Annotated in this window: 21 protein-coding genes; 2 read left to right on the top strand and 19 right to left on the bottom strand. The window is 34.2% G+C overall.

Going from position 1 to position 22390, the window contains the following annotated elements; genetic code table 11:
• Nucleotides 1-32: 32 nt before the first annotated feature.
• The 8 genes from lgt to remA form a co-directional block, all read right to left on the bottom strand.
• Nucleotides 33-815, bottom strand: coding sequence for a prolipoprotein diacylglyceryl transferase (gene lgt / locus DFR79_RS09005; RefSeq protein WP_133515175.1), 783 nt, complete (start codon nucleotides 813-815; stop codon nucleotides 33-35).
• A 16-nt stretch (nucleotides 816-831) separates the two neighbouring features.
• Nucleotides 832-1707, bottom strand: coding sequence for a nickel transporter permease (gene nikC, locus DFR79_RS09000; protein ID WP_133515174.1), 876 nt, complete (start codon nucleotides 1705-1707; stop codon nucleotides 832-834).
• Between the two features lie 17 nt (nucleotides 1708-1724).
• A complete protein-coding gene (locus tag DFR79_RS08995; RefSeq protein WP_133515173.1) occupies nucleotides 1725-2729 on the bottom strand; it encodes an ABC transporter permease in 1005 nt (334 codons plus the stop codon).
• Nucleotides 2730-2813: 84 nt separating this feature from the next.
• Nucleotides 2814-4376, bottom strand: coding sequence for an ABC transporter substrate-binding protein (locus tag DFR79_RS08990; RefSeq protein WP_133515172.1), 1563 nt, complete (start codon nucleotides 4374-4376; stop codon nucleotides 2814-2816).
• A 208-nt stretch (nucleotides 4377-4584) separates the two neighbouring features.
• Entirely contained in the window at nucleotides 4585-5763 is a 1179-nt protein-coding gene (gene coaBC / locus DFR79_RS08985) for a bifunctional phosphopantothenoylcysteine decarboxylase/phosphopantothenate--cysteine ligase CoaBC (protein ID WP_133515171.1), read from the bottom strand.
• Between the two features lie 63 nt (nucleotides 5764-5826).
• Nucleotides 5827-6036, bottom strand: coding sequence for a DNA-directed RNA polymerase subunit omega (gene rpoZ, locus DFR79_RS08980; protein WP_133515170.1), 210 nt, complete (start codon nucleotides 6034-6036; stop codon nucleotides 5827-5829).
• The gene (gene gmk / locus DFR79_RS08975) at nucleotides 6033-6608 is read right to left on the bottom strand and encodes a guanylate kinase (protein ID WP_133515169.1); all 576 of its coding nucleotides are present in this window, start codon (nucleotides 6606-6608) and stop codon (nucleotides 6033-6035) included. The genes rpoZ and gmk overlap by 4 nt, the downstream gene beginning before the upstream one ends.
• Before the next feature lie 17 nt (nucleotides 6609-6625).
• Nucleotides 6626-6871 carry an extracellular matrix/biofilm regulator RemA gene (gene remA / locus DFR79_RS08970; protein WP_133515168.1) on the bottom strand — a complete coding sequence of 82 codons (246 nt, stop codon included), beginning with the start codon at nucleotides 6869-6871 and terminating at the stop codon, nucleotides 6626-6628.
• 190 nt (nucleotides 6872-7061) lie between these two features.
• Between remA and DFR79_RS08965 the strand changes: the two genes are divergently transcribed.
• The gene (locus DFR79_RS08965; RefSeq protein WP_133515167.1) at nucleotides 7062-8813 is read left to right on the top strand and encodes an Rqc2 family fibronectin-binding protein; all 1752 of its coding nucleotides are present in this window, start codon (nucleotides 7062-7064) and stop codon (nucleotides 8811-8813) included.
• On the opposite strand, the gene DFR79_RS08960 is transcribed toward DFR79_RS08965, so the two are convergent.
• From DFR79_RS08960 to lspA, 5 genes are all read right to left on the bottom strand, one after another.
• Complete coding sequence (locus DFR79_RS08960) at nucleotides 8810-10315, bottom strand: copper homeostasis protein CutE (protein WP_133515166.1); 1506 nt, start codon at nucleotides 10313-10315, stop codon at nucleotides 8810-8812. The genes DFR79_RS08965 and DFR79_RS08960 overlap by 4 nt on opposite strands.
• 92 nt (nucleotides 10316-10407) lie before the next feature.
• Entirely contained in the window at nucleotides 10408-12477 is a 2070-nt protein-coding gene (fusA, locus tag DFR79_RS08955; RefSeq protein WP_243727754.1) for an elongation factor G, read from the bottom strand.
• Nucleotides 12478-12735: 258 nt separating this feature from the next.
• Nucleotides 12736-13938 carry an FprA family A-type flavoprotein gene (locus DFR79_RS08950; RefSeq protein ID WP_133515164.1) on the bottom strand — a complete coding sequence of 401 codons (1203 nt, stop codon included), beginning with the start codon at nucleotides 13936-13938 and terminating at the stop codon, nucleotides 12736-12738.
• Nucleotides 13939-14010: 72 nt separating this feature from the next.
• Nucleotides 14011-14922: an RluA family pseudouridine synthase gene (locus tag DFR79_RS08945; protein ID WP_133515163.1), complete on the bottom strand. Its 912-nt coding sequence runs from the start codon at nucleotides 14920-14922 to the stop codon at nucleotides 14011-14013.
• Nucleotides 14923-15429 (bottom strand): signal peptidase II, encoded by a 507-nt coding sequence (gene lspA / locus DFR79_RS08940; protein ID WP_243727753.1) that lies wholly within the window; start codon nucleotides 15427-15429, stop codon nucleotides 14923-14925.
• A 107-nt stretch (nucleotides 15430-15536) separates the two neighbouring features.
• On the opposite strand from lspA, the gene DFR79_RS08935 reads away from it, so the two are divergent.
• The gene (locus DFR79_RS08935; RefSeq protein WP_133515162.1) at nucleotides 15537-16910 is read left to right on the top strand and encodes an MATE family efflux transporter; all 1374 of its coding nucleotides are present in this window, start codon (nucleotides 15537-15539) and stop codon (nucleotides 16908-16910) included.
• Between the two features lie 43 nt (nucleotides 16911-16953).
• Here the strand turns inward: DFR79_RS08935 and DFR79_RS08930 are convergent, their stop codons facing one another.
• From DFR79_RS08930 to DFR79_RS08905, 6 genes are all read right to left on the bottom strand, one after another.
• Nucleotides 16954-17568, bottom strand: coding sequence for a V-type ATP synthase subunit D (locus DFR79_RS08930; protein WP_166638021.1), 615 nt, complete (start codon nucleotides 17566-17568; stop codon nucleotides 16954-16956).
• Nucleotides 17555-18949, bottom strand: coding sequence for a V-type ATP synthase subunit B (locus DFR79_RS08925; RefSeq protein ID WP_133515160.1), 1395 nt, complete (start codon nucleotides 18947-18949; stop codon nucleotides 17555-17557). The genes DFR79_RS08930 and DFR79_RS08925 overlap by 14 nt, the downstream gene beginning before the upstream one ends.
• A 14-nt stretch (nucleotides 18950-18963) precedes the next feature.
• Entirely contained in the window at nucleotides 18964-20736 is a 1773-nt protein-coding gene (locus DFR79_RS08920; RefSeq protein WP_133515159.1) for a V-type ATP synthase subunit A, read from the bottom strand.
• A gap of 31 nt (nucleotides 20737-20767) precedes the next feature.
• Nucleotides 20768-21379 (bottom strand): V-type ATP synthase subunit E, encoded by a 612-nt coding sequence (locus DFR79_RS08915; RefSeq protein WP_133515158.1) that lies wholly within the window; start codon nucleotides 21377-21379, stop codon nucleotides 20768-20770.
• Nucleotides 21380-21526: 147 nt separating this feature from the next.
• Nucleotides 21527-21838, bottom strand: coding sequence for a V-type ATP synthase subunit F (locus DFR79_RS08910; RefSeq protein ID WP_133515157.1), 312 nt, complete (start codon nucleotides 21836-21838; stop codon nucleotides 21527-21529).
• A gap of 10 nt (nucleotides 21839-21848) precedes the next feature.
• Complete coding sequence (locus DFR79_RS08905; protein ID WP_133515156.1) at nucleotides 21849-22271, bottom strand: ATP synthase subunit C; 423 nt, start codon at nucleotides 22269-22271, stop codon at nucleotides 21849-21851.
• Nucleotides 22272-22390 lie beyond the last annotated feature (119 nt).

The raw sequence follows: 22390 nt of genomic DNA, 5'->3' as shown, positions 1-22390 counted from the left end.
GCATATAAAGTTTATGCTGTCAATTTAGTCATTCAGGCAGAATTTTTTACTTTACGAATATAATAGAATAAAGAAATTCCGATAAATATCAAAATTAAGCTAATCAATTTTGCAACTTTAAAATCAGCAATAAATAAACTATCTGTTCGCTGTTCTTCTATAAAAAACCTAAATATAGAATAAAAAATCAGGTAAAGAGAGAATACTTCTCCATCTTTTTTAATATCAGAACCCAGATAAAATAGTAAAAAAACAAATAACATAAAATCTGCTGCTGATTCATAAAAAAAGGCAGCTTCTCGGTATGCTCCCCTAATATACATCTGTTTCTTAATAAAATCAGGAAATAAACTATAATAGCTTTCACTGACAATTTGACCGTAAGCTTCCTGATTAAAAAAATTACCCCAGCGACCAATTGATTGAGAAAAAGCCGTCAGAGGAGCTAAATAATCCAGTGCCAGCAGAATATTTTTTTCTTTTCTTTTAGCAAGCAGACAAAGGATTATTATTCCCACCAGCAGCCCCCCATGGATTGCCAGACCTCCATCAGTGACTGCCATTATTTTGGCAGGTCTATTAATATAATATTGTATATTAAAAACTACATAATATAATCTGGCTCCAAGTATTCCCAGAGGAAAAGCTATAATTATAAAGTCGAGAAAAAATTCAAAATTTAATCTTTCCTCCCCTTTTAAAAGCAGCTTTAAAATAAAAAGTGAGATAAGAAGGGCTAATACAATTAAGAAGCCATACCATCTTATCTCTAAAGAAAAAAATCGTATCAAAATTGGATCAATAATTTTAATCACCTTGCTTTAATATTATTTAAACATTCTTCATTTTGGGATCCAGCGCATCTCTTAAACCATCACCAAGTAAATTGAATCCTAAAACCCCAAAGATTATTGCTAAACCAGGAAAAGTTGCTACCCAGGGAGCTTTCTGTAAAGAACTACGAGCATCACTTAACATAGCGCCCCACTCTGGAGATGGTGGTTGAGCACCAAGTCCAAGGAAACTTAAAGCTGCCGCTTCCAAAATAGCAGTAGCTATACTTAGAGTTGTTTGAACGATCAACGGAGCCATAGCATTTGGCAAAAGATGCTTAAAAATTATTCTCAAATCACCTGCTCCTAAGGCTCTGGCAGCACTTATATATTCACTTTCTTTAATTGATAAAACCGAAGACCTTACAATTCGAGCAAATCTAGGAACATTAATAATTCCAATCGCAATCATTGCATTTTTTAATTGTGGTCCTAAAATAGCTACAATACCTATCGCCAGTAATATACTTGGAAAAGCAAGCATAATATCCATAAATCTCATAATTGCCATATCCAATTTACCACCATAAAAACCTGCAATCAGGCCAAAACTAACTCCAAATACTAAAGCTAACGCAACAGAAAGCAGACCTACCTGCAGTGAAATTCTTGAACCATAGATAATTCTGCTTAAAATATCTCTACCTAATCCATCTGTCCCCAATAAATGTTCTGAAGATGGAGCTCGATAGCGGGCTAAAATATCAGTTTTAATTGGATCATAGGGAGCCAAAACCGGTGCTAAAGCTGCCACAACTATTAAAAAAACAATTATACCTAAACCAGCTATACCAATTTTACTCTGCAGCAATCTCCGCCAGGCTTCAAACCAGGGGTTTGTATTCTTTTTCATTACTTTATTTTTATCTGACATCTACTTTCACTCCTCTCCTACTCATACTGAATCCGTGGATCTACTAAAGCATATGATAAATCAACAATTAAATTTACTATAACAAAAACACCTGCAAAAAATAAGATTCCTCCCTGTACTATTGGAAAATCTCTGGCATATATTGCATCAACAAGAAATTTACCAAGTCCAGGCCAGGAAAAAATAGTTTCGGTCATTACAGCTCCCCCGAGTAAAACTCCAAATTGAAGTCCAACAACTGTAATAATTGGAACCATTGCATTTTTTAGAGCGTGTTTAAATATAACAATTTTTTTCATTAGTCCTTTAGCATAGGCAGTTCTAATAAAATCTTTTTTTAATACTTCCAGCATTGATGAGCGGGTCATCCGTGCTATTATGGCCATCGGAATTGTTCCCAGAGCAACTGCTGGTAAGACGAGGTGATGTAAAACATTCTTTAAAGCATTAAAATTCAACTGCAGAATACTATCAAGCACGTATAGATTTGTAATCGGAGTAAAGTTAAGACCTACACCGATTCTTGATGAAGGCGGAAACCAGCCTAATTCAACAGCAAAAAGCCAGATAAACATTAATCCCAGCCAAAAAATAGGCATTGAAACTCCTATCAAGGCTATCAACATACTCAAGTTATCAAACCAGGAATTTTGATTAATAGAAGCAAATATTCCTGCTGGCACCCCTACCAAAACTGCAAACATCATTGCAAAAAATGATAACTCCAGGGTTGCGGGAAATCTCTGGGCTAATTCTGAACTCACTGGATTATTACTCATTATAGACCTTCCTAAATCACCTCTCAAAAGATCTTTAACATAGCGCCAGAATTGTACTGGTAGAGGATCATTAAGCCCCATCTGTTCTCTTAATCTCTGTAAAGCCTCAGTTGTAGCTCGTTCCCCGAGCATTGTTTGAGCAGGATCTCCAGGAATTAAATGGACAATTAGAAAAACAATAACTGCAACTCCAATCAATATTGGAATCAAAGCAAGTAATCTTTTAATAATATAGTTAATCATTTCCTCATTATACCCTCCTATTCAAAGTTAATCTGCGGCCTCAAAAAGGCCGCAGATTAATTTAATTATTAAATTATATTCAATTTATTCTTCTAACCAGACTCTGTGCAACTTTTCAGTTCCGGTTGGATTAGGAATATAATTTTGTACTTTTGATTTCAAAGCAATTGGTGGTGTTGAGTGAACTAAAGGTACCCATGGTGCATCTTTATGGATGATTTCCTGGGCTTCCATGTAAAGTTCAACTCTTCTGTCATGATCCATTGTTTTTTGTGCCTCAACTAATACTTTATGCAGTTCTTCACTTTCATAGGCATTGTTACTATTAGTTTTGTCTAAAAGCACATATAAGAAGTTATCTGGATCACCATTATCACCGGTCCATCCTAACATATATGTTGGAGCTTCCTGATGTTCAGTTTTGTCAAGATAGGTAGCCCAATCATAAGTAACCAGATTAGCTGTTACACCAATTTCGCTTAAATAACTTTGAATAGCCTGACCAATAAATTTACCCTGAGGTATATAGGGTCTTGGAACAGGTAAATACCAGAGATCAAATTCAAAACCATCTGGATATCCAGCTTCAGCTAATAATTTTTTTGCTTTTTCTGGATTATATTCATAAGGTTCTATATCCTCATTATAGCCCCAGATAGAAGGTGGCATTGGATTCTTTGCTGGTTCTGCCAGTCCTGCATAGAAAGCATCAATAATAGCCTGCTTATCAATTGCATGGTTAAATGCTCTTCTGACTCTAACATCATCAAATGGCTCAAATTTAAAGTTCATAGCAAAGTAACCAACATTCATACTTGGTCTTAAAGAAAGTTTTAATTGATCAGAATCTTTTACACTTTCTACATCCTCTGGACTTACACCATCCATCATGTCAATTGATCCAGCCTGCAATTCCATATATCTGGCTGAGTTATCAGGAATTGAACGGAAAACAATTTTATCCAGATAGGCTCTTTCTCTCCAGTAATTTTCATTTGCTTTTAAAATAATTCTATCTCCCTGACGCCATTCTTCCAAAGTATAAGCACCAGTTCCTACAGGATTTTTAAAGTAATTCTCTCCATATTTCTTAACTGCTTCTGGACTGGCAATACCAAAAGGAACCATAGCCAGGTTGTTTAAAAAAGGAGCCTGTTTTTCAGAAAGAACAAACTCTACTGTGTATTCATCTACTACATTAACTTCCTGAATAACTCCGGGAAAACCCTTAAACATATAACCATAATAAGTGAATTCTCCACCAATATGATAAGGATGATCTTCTAAACGCCAGCGATCAAAATTCCATTTTACTGCTTCTGCATTAAAAGGATTTCCATCATGAAATTCTACACCTTCACGCAAATTGAAAGTCCAGGTTAAACCATCTTCCGATACTTTCCAGTCTGTTGCCAGAGCTGGCTCTACTTCTGTGGTGCCAGGTTTATAATCAACAAGGGTATCATAAATCTGCTGAGTTACCTTAAATGATTCGCCATCAGTAACCTGAATTGGATCCAGCCCAACTGAGTCTCCTCCACGACCAAAAACTAAGGTCCCACCCTGTTCCTGTGCCATTACCCCTGTTACAAACACTGACATAATTACTGCTAAAATAATAAAAGTTGTTAAAGTTATTTTTCTCATACTATCTTCTTCCTCCTCTTTTTTTGTAGAAATTATTTAATTTTAACCCCTTTGTTTTTTATAATCACCTCCATTTATTATATTGATAGAATATTAACAAAAATAATTTTATGCTTATATATATTATATTTGATTTTTCAACTTAAGTCAATTCTTGTTTAATAACTTTTTGTAATAAAATATAATAAATGTAAATTAAATTTATATTTTATTTCTTATCCAAAATATAATTAAATATTTTGTGGGCCAGCTTTTCTTTTTCAAGTAATGGCAATTTAGTAGTGCTTTCTTCACTTAAAATACTAACCTGATTTTTGTCACTGCCAAATGCAATATTTTTATCGCTGATATCATTGGCAATAATATAATCTGCCCGTTTTTTTCTCAACTTCTGCTGGGCGTTTTCTAATAAATTTTCGCTTTCAGCTGCAAAACCAATTAATAACTGTGAGTTCTTTTTTCTTTTCCCCAGTTCAGATAATATATCAGTTGTTCTCTCCAGATTTATGATTAAATCTCTATCTTCTTTTTTAATTTTCTGAGTGCTGTATTCCCCGGGACGATAATCAGCAACAGCTGCAGCCATAATTATAATATCTGCAGTTTCAGCTTCTTTAAATACCTCGTTTTTCATCTCGTCAGCACTTTCCACTTTTATTAGTTCAACACCTAAAGGTGTCTCCAGTTCAGTTGGTCCAGAAATCAACTTTACATCAGCACCTCTATAAGAAGCTGCCTTAGCTAAAGCATAACCCATTTTCCCACTGGAATAATTTGTTAGAAAACGAACAGGATCTATTGCTTCTCTGGTTGGACCCGCTGTAATAAGCACTTTTTTATTCTGGAGATCTTTTTGAGAAAGTTCTTTTTTTATTTCTTCTACCAGTCTCTGCGGGTCAGGCAAACGCCCCTGACCTGTATATCCACAGGCTAAATATCCAGCTTCTGGAGTAATAATTTTATATCCCAATTCTTCTAAAGTCAGCATATTTCTCTGAACTACAGGATTCTCAAACATATGGACATTCATTGAAGGGGCAATCATAATTGGAGCCTGGGTAGCTAAAATTACTGTTGTCAACAAATCATCTGCAATACCGGCAGCTGCTTTCGCAATAAAATTTGCAGTAGCAGGAGCTATTAAAAAAAGATCTGCTTTATCTGCCAGACCTATATGTTTAACTTCACTGGTCGTAGTACTAAATAATTTACTCTCTACCGGCATATGAGTTAATGAATGAAATGTAATTGGCTTAATAAATTCTGCTGCGGCTTCGGTCATAATCGTATAAACATTATGATCTAATTTTGTTAAACTGCTTGCAACCTGCAAAGATTTATAGGCTGCAATTCCACCAGTTACTCCTAAAACAATATTTGCAGACATTTTTACTACTCCTTTACAATATAATTTCAATGATTAATTAATTTTCAAATAATCATTTTTATTCTATAAATCCTCACTTTTCTTTTCATAAGTAAGCTTATCTTTTTCAATTTCTTCTAAACTTCTGGAAACTAACTTATGACTGCGGTAATTTTCCATAAGTTCTAGACCGCCTTCATTAAGGTGTCTGGCTCTCTTTGATGCCAAAATAATAACCGTATATAAACTATCTGCTTTATCTATTAATTGTTCTGCAGAAGGCTCAGTAATCATTGCAAATCTCTCCTTTTTTGTTCTTTAATGATGATTTTTTTAATTTCCTTAACTGTATCAGCTAGATTATCATTAATAACTTCATAATCATAATTATGTACCTCTTTAAGTTCCTGACGAGCATTTTTTAAACGAATATTTTTGCTTTTGTCACTTTCTGACCCTCTTTTATCAAGTCGATTTTCTAACTCTTCTAAAGATGGGGGTAATAAAAAAATATAAACTGCTTCTGGATACTTTTCTCGTACCTGTTTGGCACCCTGGGTGTCAATTTCTAAAATTATATCTTCTCCCTCTTCTAGTTTCTTATCAACAAATTTTTTAGGAGTTCCATAATAATGACCATGTACAACTGCACTTTCTATAAAGCCATCATCTGCATTAATTTCTTTAAATTCTTTTTCAGTAATAAAGAAATAATCCTCTCCCTCAATTTCCCCTTCTCTTCTATCTCTGGTAGTAGCAGAAACAGAATAAGAAACTCCATCAAAATTTTTAAATAATTCGTCCAGCACTGTATTTTTGCCCACACCTGATGGCCCGGATAATACAAATAGTAAACCTTTTGTCATTTATTTATACCTCCAGTTTATTTATCGTCTTCCAAACGATGGGCGACAGTCTCCGGTTGAATTGCAGATAATACCACATGATCACTGTCTGTAATAATAACTGCTCTTGTACGACGTCCATAGGTAGCATCTATTAACATTCCTCGTTCACGTGCTTCCTGAATAATTCTTTTTATAGGTGCTGATTCTGGACTTACTACTGCGATCACCCTGTTTGCTGCAATAATATTACCAAAACCAATATTAATTAAATTAACATCCATTTATTTATACCTCCCAAAAACTTATTTAGCTAAAATAATTTCGCCTCTTATCTTTATTAATGATACCACAGCATTACTTTTTTGACAAGGGTTGAACGAGTTCTCGGTCCGAACAAAGGTTTAATCAATTGACTCTTAGCTGAGTTTCTTTTATACTTAAAGAAATATATTAAAGAATGGAGTGATCTATATGGCCTTTGATGGAATTATGTTATCTGCACTAAAAGATAATTTAAAAGAAAAAATAACAGGTGCCCGGATCGAAAAGGCTTATCAAATAGACAAAAAATATTTAATTATCCGTTTAAGAAATAATAATCAAAACTTAGAACTTTTAATTTCTACTGATCCTCAGGGAGCAAGAATGAATTTAACTGAATTAGATTTTGACTTTCCCTCTTATCCCCCTGACTTCTGTATGATGCTCCGCAAATATCTGAAGAATTCTTATATTCAGCAGATAGTACAGCCTAAATTTGAAAGAATGATTAGAATTGATATTGAAAAAAGAGGTAAAAAATTCAGTTTAATTGCCGAACTTATGGGTAAATACAGTAATGTAATTCTTTTAGATGATAATGAAATGGTACTTGATGCCATGAAAAGAATTACAGAAAAGCAAAATTCTGAGCGGCAGTTGTATCCTGGAATCAAATATCAAAACCCACCTGGCCAGGATAAATTAAATCCGCTTGAACTAAACACCAAAGATGAATTTAGACAGATTATTGAGGAAGATTTTTCTCAGGCAGCATTTAGGGCCGTAATGTATAACTTCAGAGGAATTGGTCCCTACTCAGCTCGCGAGATAGTCTTTAGAGCCGGAATAGATCCCTCTGAAAATTATAATGATTTATCTGATTCAGAAAAAAATAGGATTGCTAAATCTCTGCTTAATCTTTTTGCCCAGTTTAAAAAGGGTATTTATAATCCAGTACTTGCAATAGAAAAAGGCGAAGTTGATTATATCTCTGCTTTCATTCTCAAACATAGAGATCCCGAGAAAATCAAAAAATTTGAGGACCTCGATCTGATGATGGATTATTATTTCAGAGAATTTTTAAAGGACAGAGAATTAAAGCGGGGAATCAGAGAATTAAACAAAGTGGTTAACACTTATTTAAATAAAAATCTTAAAAAACAGAAAAAATTAAAAAAACAGCTGCAGGAAAGCAAAAATGCAGAAAAGTATAAAAAAATGGGCGAATTAATTACAGCTAATATTTACCAGATCGATCGGGGAGATAAAAAAGTTGTAGTTAATGATTATTACAGTAAAGACCAGAACGAAATAGAAATCAAACTGGATCCTTCAAAATCAGCCTCAGAAAATGCTCAAAAGTATTTTAAAAAATACAATAAACTGAAAAAAAGTGTTAAGCATTTAAAAAGAGAAATTGCTAAACTCAGACATGAGGAAAAATATTTAAAACAGGTCAGCATGAATATTGAACAGGCAGAAACTTTAGATGACTTAGAGGAAATTAAAGAAGAATTAAAAGAAGAAAACTATATTAAAAAACAAAAACAGAATAAAAGGAATAAGAGCAATAAAAAACTACCGCCCCGAAAATTCATTTCCAGTGATGGTTACCAGATACTGGTGGGTAGAAATAATAAGCAGAATGATCGACTAACTAAAAAAATTGCTAATGATGGTGATATCTGGCTGCATACCAAAGTAATAGCCGGCTCGCATGTAATAATTAAAAGAGACACCGAAAAAGAAGTTCCTGATCAAACATTAACTGAAGCAGCAGCAGTTGCCGCTTATTATAGTAAAGCAAGAGAATCCACAAATGTACCCATAGATTACACTCCAGTAGAAAATGTTAATAAACCTAAAGGGGCAAAACCCGGCCTGGTCTACTACGAAAAATATCAAACAATTTATATTGATCCGGCAGATAAAACATTATTAAAAAAATTAGCAGCAGATTAATTTCTGCTGCTCCATTCATTTTTAACTATAATAATCATTTTAATTAAGGAAATAATCAAAAAGACAGCAATTATAATATTTATTATTCTTGCTGGATGTTTCTGATAATAACTCTCTTTATTTTGTAAAACAAGATTAACAGTTTCCCTGCTGTTTTTTATTCTAAGTTTTTTAACTATCTTTCCCCGCTGATTTATATAACCACTATAGCCACCTCTAATTGTTCTGATTAAATCCGTATTAGTCTCTGCAGCCCTATAGACTGCTGCTGCAAAACTAAAATTGCTATAAACTGGCGAGTCAATTATATCTTCTGCTGCTGAATGAACAATTAGGTGCGGTTCCTGAACATAATTTTTATCTCTTGAAACAAGGGGAACAAATATTTCTTCTGCAAAAAGATTGATATACTGGATCTCTTCTACCTTAATTGAAGCTGCCGAATCAGGGAATTCAGTTTGCTTGAGGCTGAAATTTAAATAATCTGCCAGCAAATCAGTTATTTTACTAAAATAAGGAAAGTTGAATCCTGCCAGAATATTTCTCTGTTGATTACTGCGATTAATAACTTCCATTTCTTCTGATAATAAGAACAACGAATTAAAAATTTCAGAATTATAATTCTTATCTGCTGCTGCCCGAGCACCTAACTGCAAATAGAAATTTTGTTCACTGTTTTCCAGCTGAGAAAAAAGCTGATCTCTATAATAATTATTTCTAATCAAATCAAAACTGAGACTTTTTTCGGGTGTAAAAATAAATTTACTCTCACTATTTTCAACCAGGACTGATAGATTGTCAATCTCTGTTTCTATTTTTTCAAAAACATTATCTTTTTGACCAGAATTGGATACCAGCAGATCAACTGACTGCCTCCTTAGTGCCGCCTCATCATCGGACTCTATAAAAATTGGGACAGCTGCTAAAATTATAAAAAGCACAAGCAGCGGCAGAGCCTTCTTCCAGTCCGGATCCAAATGAATTTTAACAAAATAAGAAGCAATTAAAACTGCAATAAAGGAGACAATAAAAATTCCACCATAGGAAGCATACTGAACAATTAAAGCAAAAGAACTCTGTGTATAGGCTAAATAATTAAAGGGATTGAAATTTAAAAACTCAAAGCGCAGATATTCTAGTACTGTCCAGCTGATTGCAGCAATAAAAGGGCTATACGAATGTTCCGGCTGCAAAAATTTATTAACCAAAGCCCAGACAGCAAGCGGTAAAGCTGAAAGTAAAAAATATAGAAATAAAATAAATAAATTAAAAGAAGATGGCATTTTAAGGACTGAACTCAGGGGTTGATAAAGCCAGTAAAGAGAAAAAACAGAGTTAAAAAAACCTACCAGTAAAGCAATTATAAAAGAATGATTGTAATCATAATCTCTAATCAAATAAATTAAAGGTATAAAAGCAAACCAGCTCAAGAAAAATAAGGCGGGAAAATAGTATGGTATTGTAAATAATAATGATGATAAAATGATTAATAAAAATTCCATATCTCTGCCTCCAGCAATTATTATATAATATAAACTGAAAAAAGACCAGCTATAAAAGCTGGTCTTGATTATTTTCTTATTTAAATTTATGGTTAAGAATTTTTTTTATTAACCTCTTCTATAATTTTTTCGCTGATATCTCCTGGAACTTTATCATAATGAGAAAATTCCATATCAAAGGAACCATAACCACCTGTAATTGATTTCAGTTCTACAGCGTAGTTAAACATCTCTGACTGAGGCACTTTAGCTTTAATAATCTGAACTCCATCCTGAGGTTCCATACCTTCAATTCTACCACGTCTGGAGTTGAAATCACCCATTATATCTCCCATAAAGTCCTGAGGAACCGTAACCTTAACAGTCATAATTGGCTCTAATAAAACACATTTGGACTGAGCCAGTGCTTTTCTAAATGCTTTAGAAGCTGCAATCTTAAAAGCCATTTCTGAAGAATCAACATCATGATAAGAACCATCATATAAAATGACCTTAAAATCAACTACAGGATAACCGGCCAGTACTCCTTCTGCTTTGGCTTCAATAATACCTTTTTCTACACCAGGTATATACTGTCCTGGAATTGCACCACCAAAAATTTCTTCCTGAAATTCAAAACCTCTACCCCGCGGAAGCGGCTCCACCTTCATCATTACATGTCCATACTGACCACGTCCACCGGATTGTTTTTTATACTTTTCTTCTACATCTGCTTTTTTCTGAATAGTTTCTCTATAGGCAACATCTGGCTCCTGAGTTGTAAAGTCAATATCATATTTGCGCTGACATTCTTCTTTAACCATAGTAAAGTGGATTGTTCCCATTCCATCACAAATTAATTCTTTAGTCACTTTATTATAATTAACATTAAATGTTGGATCGGAATCACTATAACGATGTAAAGCAGAAGCCATTTTTTCTTCATCTATTCCTTCTGTCGGATAGACTGCCCGACTGTACATCGGCTTCGGATATTCTAATTCATGATAATAGATATCTGCTGCTGGATCTCTCATAGTAAAAGAAGTCTCCAGATCCTCTAACTTTGCTACAGCTCCAATTTCTCCTGCAGTTAAATCATCAACATTATCCTGGTCTTTTCCATTAAGTTTATAAAGTTTAGTAACTTTAATTTCCTCATCAATATTGGGAATATAAACTAAATCATCTCGCTCTAATTTACCAGAAAAGACTCTAAAGATAGATAATTTACCAATATAGGGATCAACCATTGTTTTACATACCTGAGCACTGAATTTACTATCCGGTTCTGGTGCCAGAGTTTCTCCTGATTCAACTAAATGATCGGAATGCACTTCAGATGCTGAAGGAAATATTTTCGTTAAATCATCTAAAAATTTAGCTACCCCACAGTTTTCTAAGGCAGATCCTGCAAAAACAGGAACTAACTGTTCACTTGCAACCTCCTCTTCAAAAGCTTTAGTTAATTCTTTAATAGTTATTTTTTCACCATCAAGATATTTAATCATCAAATCTTCCTTTAATTCAACTATCTCTTCGGTGAGTTTTAATTCATAATCTTCGACTCTTTCCTTTTCAGAATCAGGTACTGGAAAAGCCTCAGGCTTTCCGTCTACATTTTTATATAATTTTTCATCTAATAAATCAATTATCCCTTCAAATTTTCCGTTCTCATAATGCGGGATAGTTACAATTGCAAAACTGTCATCATATGTAGAACGAAGCTGATCAACCACATTATCAAAATCTGCATCTTCTTTATCAATTTTATTAATAAATACGGCCTTTGCCAGATCGTTTTTCTCTGCTAGATCCCAGACATAGCCTGTATTAACTTCAATCCCGGCTGCTGCATCAACTAAAAGCACCGCACTCTCTACCATTCTTAAGGCACTGATTACTTCACTGCGGAAATCCGCATAACCGGGTGTATCAATAAAATGAAATAATTTATTATGCCATTCAAAATTAAAATAACTATTATGAACTGAATGATGATGTTCTTTCTCCACTGCACTAAAATCGGATTGGGTATTTCCTTGATCAACACTGCCCGGCTCATTAATCACTCCTGCATTATAGAGCAGCATCTCAGTCAGTGTTGATTTACCCGCACCTCCATGTGATATAAAGCAAAAATTTCTAATGTCTTTACTAGTAATTTTACTCAATTTTTCCACCAACCTTTCATTTTATTAATGTTTATTGAATAGGATGTCATAATAATTGATTTAAATATTCTGACATTACACTTTAAAAAAATTTCTGTATTTCATTACTTCTACAATAGTTATTTAAATTCCTTTAATTTTTTGAATATTATTTTAAAAATTAATCTACTCTGTCAAACTTATTCTTTCAGAAAAACAGAAAAAATCAAGGTCAAAACAGAGTAGATTAATTAAGAATTAAATTCAGCCATTCAGTCAGAATAAAATTTAGTTATTTGCTTTTACCTGTTCTGCTACATTTTTACCCAGTAAATAACATTTTTCTAAAATATCTCCTCCAGGTGCAAATTGTGATTCGATTACAGGCTCCACCAGATCACAGTTAACTTTTTCTTTAAAGTCTTCTAATCTATCCAGAGCTCCACCACTCCAGCTGTAAGAACCAAAAATACCAAGTACTCGTTTTTTTAGATTTCTGCTTTCCAGGCTTTTAAGCAGATATTCCATTGGTGGAAAGATTTTAGTATTATAGGTGCAGCTCCCTAAAACAATACCATTATATTTCCAGATATCATTAATTATAAATGACACATCTTTACGGGAAACATCAAATAATTTAATCTGCTCAATTCCATTTTCAGATAACGAACGAGCTACTGCTTCTGCCATTACTTTTGTATTACCATACATTGAGCCATAAACTACTACAACTCCCTCTTCTGTCTGCTGCTGACTCCACTTATCATATTCATCAATTATATGAGCAGGATCCTTGCGCCAGACAAGACCGTGGGTAGAGGCAACCATTCCAACTTCATCAATTTCCTGACGCAGTCTGGAAATAGCTCTATGAACAACCGGGCCATATTTACCAATAATATTGGAAAAATATCTTCTGATTTCTTCTTCGAAATGTTCAACATTCACCTCATCATCAAATAAATAGCCATTTAATGAACCAAAACCTCCAAAAGCATCACCAGAAAATAAAATTTTATCCTTTTGATCAAAGGTCATCATAGTCTCCGGCCAGTGAACCATTGGAGTAAGGTAAAATTTGAGAGTTCTGGAACCTAAATTAAGTTCATCTCCGTCTTCAATGACCATTGTGCCTTCTGTAATCCCATAAAATCCTTCTAAAAAATTCATTGTTTTAGCATTACCTACAATCTTCATCTCCGGGAAAGCCTCACGCATTGATTTTATTGAGCCAGAGTGGTCGGGTTCCATATGATTGATAATTAGGTAGTCGACCTTTTTATCTCCAATCACATCTTTAACCTTTTCTAAAAAAGTATCTGTATAATTAATTTTAACTGTGTCTATTAATGCCACCTGATCATCATTAATCACATATGAATTATAAGAAATTCCCTCCGGTAAAGGCCACAAAGACTCAAATAGATCAGTTTCTTTATCATTGACTCCAACCCAGTGCACATTTTCGCTAAGTTTAATTGAATTATACAAGGTAATCTCCTCCTGAAATTATTTTCTATAAATTAATTTCTATTAAAATCCAAAAATTCCTGCTTTAAAATTTTATTTATCTCTTCTTAATTTATCCAGAACTGCCTTAAAATCAGATTTCAACTCAGCTTCAAACTCCATCTTCTCCCCGGTACCGGGGTGAATAATAATTAGTTTTTTGGCATGTAAAAGCTGTCTTTCTGCTTTCAGCAGATTTTTAGATCCGTATCTTTTATCTCCAACCACTGGATGACCCAAATAGGAAAAGTGAACCCTGATCTGGTGAGTTCTTCCAGTTTCGATTTTTACTTCTACTAAAGTATGATGTTTAAATTCTTCAATAATTTTAAAACGGCTAACAGCATTTTTACTGTGGTGTTTACGAACCGCCATTTTTTTTCGATTATTGGGATCTCTGCCAATTGGAGCCTCAATTTTTCCTTTTTCGTAGGCCAGATTACCTTCAACCAGAGCATAATAATACTTTTCTACACTTCTGTTTTTAAATTGTCGTGCCAGTTCTTTGTGACTTTTATCATTTTTAGCCACTATCAAAAGCCCTGACGTGTCCTTGTCAAGCCGGTGAACAATGCCCGGTCTTTTTACCCCATTGATTGCAGATAAATTATCCACGTGGGCCAGCAGAGCATTAACAATGGTATCGTTGTAATGGCCTGGAGCGGGATGAACGACCCGGTCTGCATTTTTATTAATCACAATTATATCCTGATCTTCATAGACAATATCCAGTTCCATCTCAACTGCTTTAATTTCACTTTCTTTTTCTTCAATAATTATTTTTATAAAATCTCCTGCAGCAATTTTGTAACTTTTATCAACTGTATTCTCACTGACAGTGATTTTCCCGCTTTCAATCAATTTTTGAATATAAGAGCGGGATAAATCATCAAACTCAGCTGCTAAAAATTTATCTATTCTCGTTCCCTGATTTTTTTTTCCTACTGTTAGACTGTACTCCTCCATTTAAACACCTCTATCTGCCGAAAAAAGCAGGTTATAAATTAATATTAAAACTCCAAAAAATATAAAAATATCTGCAATATTGACCACCGGCAGCTGATAAAAATCAAATAGATTAAAAGCAATAAAATCGGTCACATAATGCAGCAGCAGCCGGTCAATGAGGTTCGCTATACTCCCACCTAATAAGAAACCAATCGCTGCTTTAACTGCAGCTGTCTGCTTCAACTCATTTTGATAAATATAAATAATAAATATTAAAAGAAAAACTGTTATCAAAATAAAAAAACTGCGCTGCCCCTTGAGAATCCCAAAAGCCGCTCCTCTATTTTTGACAAAAGTTAGATATAAATAATCTCCAATAATTGATAATTGATGTGATTGATGAAAATTACTTCGAATTAAAAATTTACTTAATTGATCAATGAAAATAATAACTATCGAAAAAGCAACAATCAACATAGTCTCAACTCCATCTATAATTTTAACATATAGAAATAATTTAAACAATTAAAAATCACTCTTTTATATTATAATATTATATGCTAAGATAAGAGATGGATGATTATTTTTGATGTCCTCTCACATCCAACTACATAAATAAAGGATGAAAGATTATGAAATTAACACTAACTAAAAACAGCAGTCGAAGAGCAAAAACAATTTTTATGCTTGCTCTACCGGCGATGCTGGAAATGTCACTAAATACTCTGGTAGGTATGGCAGACACCATCATGATTAGCCGTTTTGTCGGGAAAGAAGCTCTGGCAGCGGTTGGCTTTGCCAATCAAATTATTTTTACTTTGATTTTTGTTTTTTCTGCTTTTAATGCAGGTGCAACTGCCATGGTATCCCGCAGCTATGGTGAGGGTAACAAAAAAAGAATGAATAAAATAATGAATGAAAATTTAACTTTAAATCTAATTTTAGGGATTATAGTTACTTTATTTACTTTCTTTTTTGCCGATCAAATCTTAAATATTTTTGATATTACAGCTGTTGTTAAATCTTATGGAACCACATATTTGAAATATATTGCTATCGGTCAGGTTTTTATGTTTATTTCCTTTGCCTCTGCTGCCTCACTAAGAGGGGCTGGAGATACAAAAACTCCAATGTATGTTACAGGAATTGCTAACATATTAAATATTATTGGTAACTATCTTCTAATTACCGGTTTCTGGATTTTTCCGGAATTAGGTATTGCAGGAGCAGCGATTTCAACTGCTTTTGCCCGCTTTGTCGCAGCGGCTCTCTATTTAGGTTTATTTGCCAGCAGTAAAGGAATTTTAAAACTCCATCCCAGCTGGATGAAAATCAGCAGCAAGATCTTTAAACCCTTAATCAATTTAAGTTATGCAGCCGGGATTGAACAGTTATTTATGCAGGTAGCTTTTTTTCTTAATGGAATCTTTATTTCTAAACTGGATACTACTGCAGAAGCCTCATTTAGAATCCTGCTGAACATTGAATCATTATCATTTATGCCGGCAATAGGTATTGCGATTGCGGCCACTACGATTGTCGGCAAGCATCTGGGAGAAGATCGAGCAGATGAATCATTAAAAAGTGGTTTAACAGCTGCAGTAATGGGAGCAGTAATCGGAACCGGACTTGCCCTGGTTTATCTTATTTTTCCGGTTTTTGCCCTCAGAATTTTTACAACTGAAGCAGAAGTTATTAATTATTCGGCACCCATCTTAAGAATTGTAGCTTTAAACCAAGCTTTTTTAGCCTTTGTAATAATTATGGTTGGAGCATTAAGAGGAGCCGGAGATACAAAAGGAGCCATGTACATTACTATCATCAGACTCTGGGTTATTTTCATTCCCCTCTCCTATTACTTAATAGTTGTTTCCGACTATGGAGTAGCAGGAGTCTGGATTGCCGAGATAATTTCATTTTTAATTGTAGCTTTAATCGTGATTAGAAGATTTGTTAAAATGGAATGGGCAGAAATAAAGTTCTTTGCAGAAACTGAAGAGTTTTAAAAAATAGACCTCTCTCGTGACTGCCAGTCGAGAGAGGTTTTGTTTATAATTTTTCTTTAAGTAATTTCATTCTAAAGAATTCTTCTCTTTCTTTTTCTTCCAGTCTTTCTTCAATAAACTTAATCGTGTTTTTATAACGAGGGATTGAAATATTCTCTAAAGCATTGGCTCTTTTTTGTGTCTTCTTAATTGAAGTTGCAAGTCTGTAAACAGAGGTTTCTATTTCGGCAAGTCTGCTAATTAAATAAACTACTCTTTGAAAATTTTTATAGGCTCTATCCAAAGATAGGTTTGTTTTGTAAAAACTGTAATGAGGAGAAATTTCTTGTGATAATTCTTCTACCTCCGGTATTTCGACCCCCATTACGCTGTAAGTCCTTATTTTTAGATTATCTATTAAATCAATTCCCGCAGCTATTTCTTCTACAGTCTTTATGCCCTGAGTAATATCAACAATCTGCAGAGCTTCATAGGCATTATAGAAATACTGATTAATCTGAGATTGAATTTCTTTTGCTTCATCAATTCTTTCCATCATTTCTTGAATTAAGATATTTCTCTTTTTATCAAGAAGTTCATAACCTTCTTCTGCCAGCTCAAGTGAACTTTTTGCCGATAAAAGATTGCTTTTAGTTGGAGATATATTAAGTTTCTCCATTTTCATCTTTCCTCCTGTAATATTTATCAATCATTTTTTCAGATAGTCTATCTAATTCATGTTCTGGAAGCTCAGAAATTAAATCCCAGGCCAGAGAAAGAGTTTCTTCAATATCCCTACTGTTAAATTTATCCTGTTTGAGAAATTTGTTTTCAAATTTCTCTCCAAATTCAAGGTATTTTTGATCTATTTTTGACAGTTCGTCTTCTCCTATAACTGATGCTAAAGACTTAACTTCATTAACATGAGAATAAGCAGCATAAAGCTGACTTGAAATATCAGAATGATCTTCTCTTGTGTATTCAGCCCCAACACCATCTTTCATCAGACGAGAAAGTGAAGGCAGAATATTAATGGGGGGATAAACGTCTCGCTGAAATAAATCTCTTTTTAAAACTATCTGACCTTCTGTTATATACCCTGTTAAATCAGGTATTGGATGGGTTATATCATCATTAGGCATTGTTAAGATAGGAATCTGAGTTATTGAACCTTCTCTTCCTTTAATCATCCCTGCTCTTTCGTAAAGACTTGCCAGATCACTGTAAAGATAGCCGGGATAGCCCTTTCGTCCCGGGACTTCTCCTCTCCTGGATGAGAGTTCCCTTAAAGCTTCAGAATAACTTGTCATATCTGTCATTACAACTAAAATATGCATGTTTTCTTCAAAAGCAAGATATTCAGCTGCAGTAAGGGCAACTCGAGGTGCAATAATTCTTTCTACTGAAGGGTCATCAGCTAAATTAACATACATCACTACATTTTGTAAAACTCCACTTTCTTCAAAACTCTTAATAAAATACCTTGATTCATCATGCTTGATGCCCATCGCCACAAAAACTACTGCAAATTTTTCATCATCTTTACCAAGTTTTGCCTGTCTTGTTATTTGAGCTGCAAGTTGATTATGAGGCAGCCCATTCCCTGAAAAAATAGGCAGTTTTTGACCTCTAATTAAGGTCATTAAGCCATCCACTGCAGAAACTCCAGTCTGAATATAATTTCGTGGATACTGCCTGGAATAAGGATTCATTGGCTTGGAATTAATATCATATTTATTTTCAGAATAGATCTGACCACCATCATCAGCAGCTTCCCCAACTCCATTAAAAACCCTACCCAGAATATCCTTGCTTAGTGCAACTTTCATTGGCTCTTTAAGAAACTTAACTCTACTTTCGTTGATATTTAAACCGGTACTGCCTTCAAATACCTGAACAACAGCTTTATTTGAACTCACCTGTAATACTCTACCCTTTCTCACTTCTCCATCTGGAGCAGTGATTTCAACCATTTCATCATATGCTACATCATCAACATTTTCTATTACAATTAATGGACCATTAATATTAGCAAGTCCAGTATACTCTTTTTTTAACATTATATACTCCCCCACTATTTTTGATAACTATCAGCAAGCTGCTGATAAAAATCATCGATTTCCTGCCGAAATTCTTTTATTTTATCTATTTCATCATTAGCAACAGTATTTTTTAGTCTTAATAATTTGTTAAATAACTCATCATTTTTCAGCTGACTGATCGGCACACTTTTCTTTACCAGAGGCTGGGCCTGATCATAAAGATAAAGAATTATCTTTAAAAGCCAGTACTGTTTATTTATATCCGAATATCTATCAATATCATCAAAAGCATTCTGCTGTAAAAACCCAATTTTAATCAATTTTGCTACTTCTAAAATCAGACGTTGATTATCAGGAAGGACATCTTCTCCAACCAGCTGCACTATATCCTGCAGTCTTGATTCTTCTTTTAATAAAGACATTGCTCTGCTTCTCAGCTCAAACCATTCTTCATTTACATTATCTTTATACCAGGGCTCGAGGTCATTTAAGTACTCACTATAACTATCGAGCCAGCTTACTGCTGGAAAATGTCGGGAAGCAGCAAGTGATTTATCAAGAGCCCAGAAACAGCGGACAAATCTTTTAGTATTTTGAGTAACAGGCTCCGAAAAATCTGCACCTGGAGGAGATACTGCCCCAATTAATGAGATTGACCCTTCATTTTCTTCACCAAGGGTCTTAACATAACCTGCTCTTTCATAAAACTCGGCCAGTCTGGTGGGTAAATAAGCCGGAAATCCTTCCTCTGCCGGCATTTCTTCCAGACGACCTGAAATTTCTCTTAAAGCTTCTGCCCAGCGGGAAGTGGAATCAGCCATAATTGCTACATGATATCCCATATCACGATAATATTCTCCCAGAGTAATCCCGGTATAAATACTGGCTTCTCTTGCTGATACTGGCATATTGGAGGTGTTTGCAATTAATACTGTTCGCTCCATCATTGATTTACCAGTTTCAGGATCCTCTAATTCTGGAAACTCCTCCAGAACATCTGTCATTTCATTTCCTCTTTCACCACAGCCAATATAAATTATTATGTCTGCATCTGACCATTTAGCAAGCTGGTGTTGAGTCATTGTTTTACCAGCTCCAAATCCTCCCGGGATAGCAGCTGTACCTCCTTTGGCAATTGGAAAAAAGGTATCAAGTACCCGCTGACCTGTCAGCAGCGGCACTCCTAATTCCAGTCTATCTAGATAAGGCCTTGGTTTTCTAATTGGCCATTCCTGATAAAGTTTTATTTCGGTTATATTTTCTTCTTTATCTTTTATTTTTGCAATCACATGATCAATCGAGTATCTACCATCAGGCACCCTCTCAATCACTTCACCTTCTTTTCCAGGAGGAACCATTATCTTATGAATAATAACTGAAGTCTCATCAAATTCTGCAACAATCTGGCCTGACTTAAGATAATCACCTTCTTCAATCAGTATTTTTAATTCCCATTCCTTTTCTGGATCTAAAGCACTTACCCTGGTACCCCTCTGGATAAAAGGACCGTCTTTTTCCTCTAAAAAAGGGAGAGGGCGCTGAATACCATCAAAAATATTACCTATAATTCCCGGTCCCAGCTGAACAGAAAGTGGATGCCCGGTAGAAAATACTGGTTCTCCGGGTTTCATTCCACTTGTTTCTTCGTAAACCTGAATTGTAGCTGAATTTCCATCCAGTTCTATTATTTCTCCAACCAGTTTAAGTTTACCTACATAAACCAGCTCTCTCATAATATAGCCGGTCATATTTTCTGCTTCAACAACCGGACCATTGATAAAGGTTATTTTTCCCTGTTTTTCCACACTCACCAACTCCTAATCCATTTATCTACTTTTATGTTAGAATATTATTCTTTAATTCTATTGCAATTTCTTCCCTGAAAGAATCAATTAGAGCAGTAAAAGTATTTTCAATCAACTGCTGCCTATTTTTTGCCTTAATAATAAAACCACCAGTTTTAATTTTATCCATCAGTTCAATTTCAAATTTATAATTCTCCATCTCTTTTTCCAGGTGTTCTTCTAAATCAGCTTTCAAATTTTGATCCTTGTTTCTCAATAAAATAATAAACTCACTATCATCCAATTCTCCTGCAGCTTCTTTAATTGAATCAATAATAAACAAAAAATAATCTTTTTGATCAGTAAAATCATTTAATTTGCTGTGTAGTTCATCGATAAAATCATTTATTAAATCATTCAATTTTTTTCGCCTGGAATTTTTCTTTTCCAGAATAGCTCTGGATATTATTTGTTCCTTTTTCTGTTCAGCTCTGCTTTTATATTCATTTAATATATTTTCCTGTTCATTTTTTATTTCTTTTTGAAAATCATCATACCTTTCTTTTAATTCTTCCTTCTTCTTTTCAATTTGACTATCATTTTTTTCCTTAACTTCATCAATAATCTCAGTTTCAATAGCCATTATTTTTTCTGCAATATCCACTCATATCTCACCTCTTTCGCTGAGTTTTCTTTTATAAACGCAAGGATAACTCTGCATTTATGCATCGAGCATGGCACGCTGAGTTTTCTTTTATAAACGCAAGGATAACTCTGCATTTATGCATCGAGCATGGCACGCTGAATTTTCTTAAATTTTTATTCCAATTGATTCCTGAACATATTTTGTAATATATTCAGGTTCTTTTTCAGGGTCAACGTGTCGATCTGGAATCTCAAGTATCAGAGGAAGCTCTGCAGAAAGTTTTAGCTCATCAATTAAATCAGGTACCATTTCTGCTAATTTCCTTGTAATTAAAAGAACTCCTATATCTTCCTCTTTCCTGACTCTATTAATTTCTTCTATAACTTTCTCTTTTTCATGAATTACCTTACCATCAATTCCAACCAGCCTTAAACCAATATTTGTATCAATATTGTCACTTATACAGTATATTTTCATAATCTGACACCTATAATCTTCCCAGAATCATAATTGAAATTATCAATCCATAAATAGCTATACCTTCACCTAAACCAATAATAATTAAAGCCCTACCTAAAATTTCTGGTTTTTCACTGATGGCGCCGATAGCTGCTGAGCCAGCAATTCCAACTGCAATACCAGCTCCAATAGAAGCAATTCCAACTGCAAGTCCGGCTGCCAGATAACCAAGGCCTAAATTATTAGAAGTAGAGTTAACAGCTGTTTCGGCAGCATATACTTTTTCCGGCAGAGCAATATTGGAACCTAAAATCACAAAAGTCAGCAGCAGAACTAGACTTACACTTAAAACCGAGTATTTAATCCATCTTTTCTTAGTCTTTTTAAACATAATTATTCCTCCAATAAATACTGTAATAAATAAACTTAATAAAGATAATCTTAAAATCATTTTATTTTCCTCCCATAATAATATTCGTTACGTCAAATCTAATAGTTTTTTTAAAAATATTAATAGTTATCATAATTGTCAGGTTAGGAATCTGCATAAAATGCAGGAATCCCTCCCCC

The organism is Halanaerobium saccharolyticum (assembly GCF_004362045.1).
Taxonomy (GTDB): Bacteria; Bacillota; Halanaerobiia; order Halanaerobiales; family Halanaerobiaceae; genus Halanaerobium; species Halanaerobium saccharolyticum_C.
This window is presented reverse-complemented; position numbering and strand designations above follow the sequence as displayed.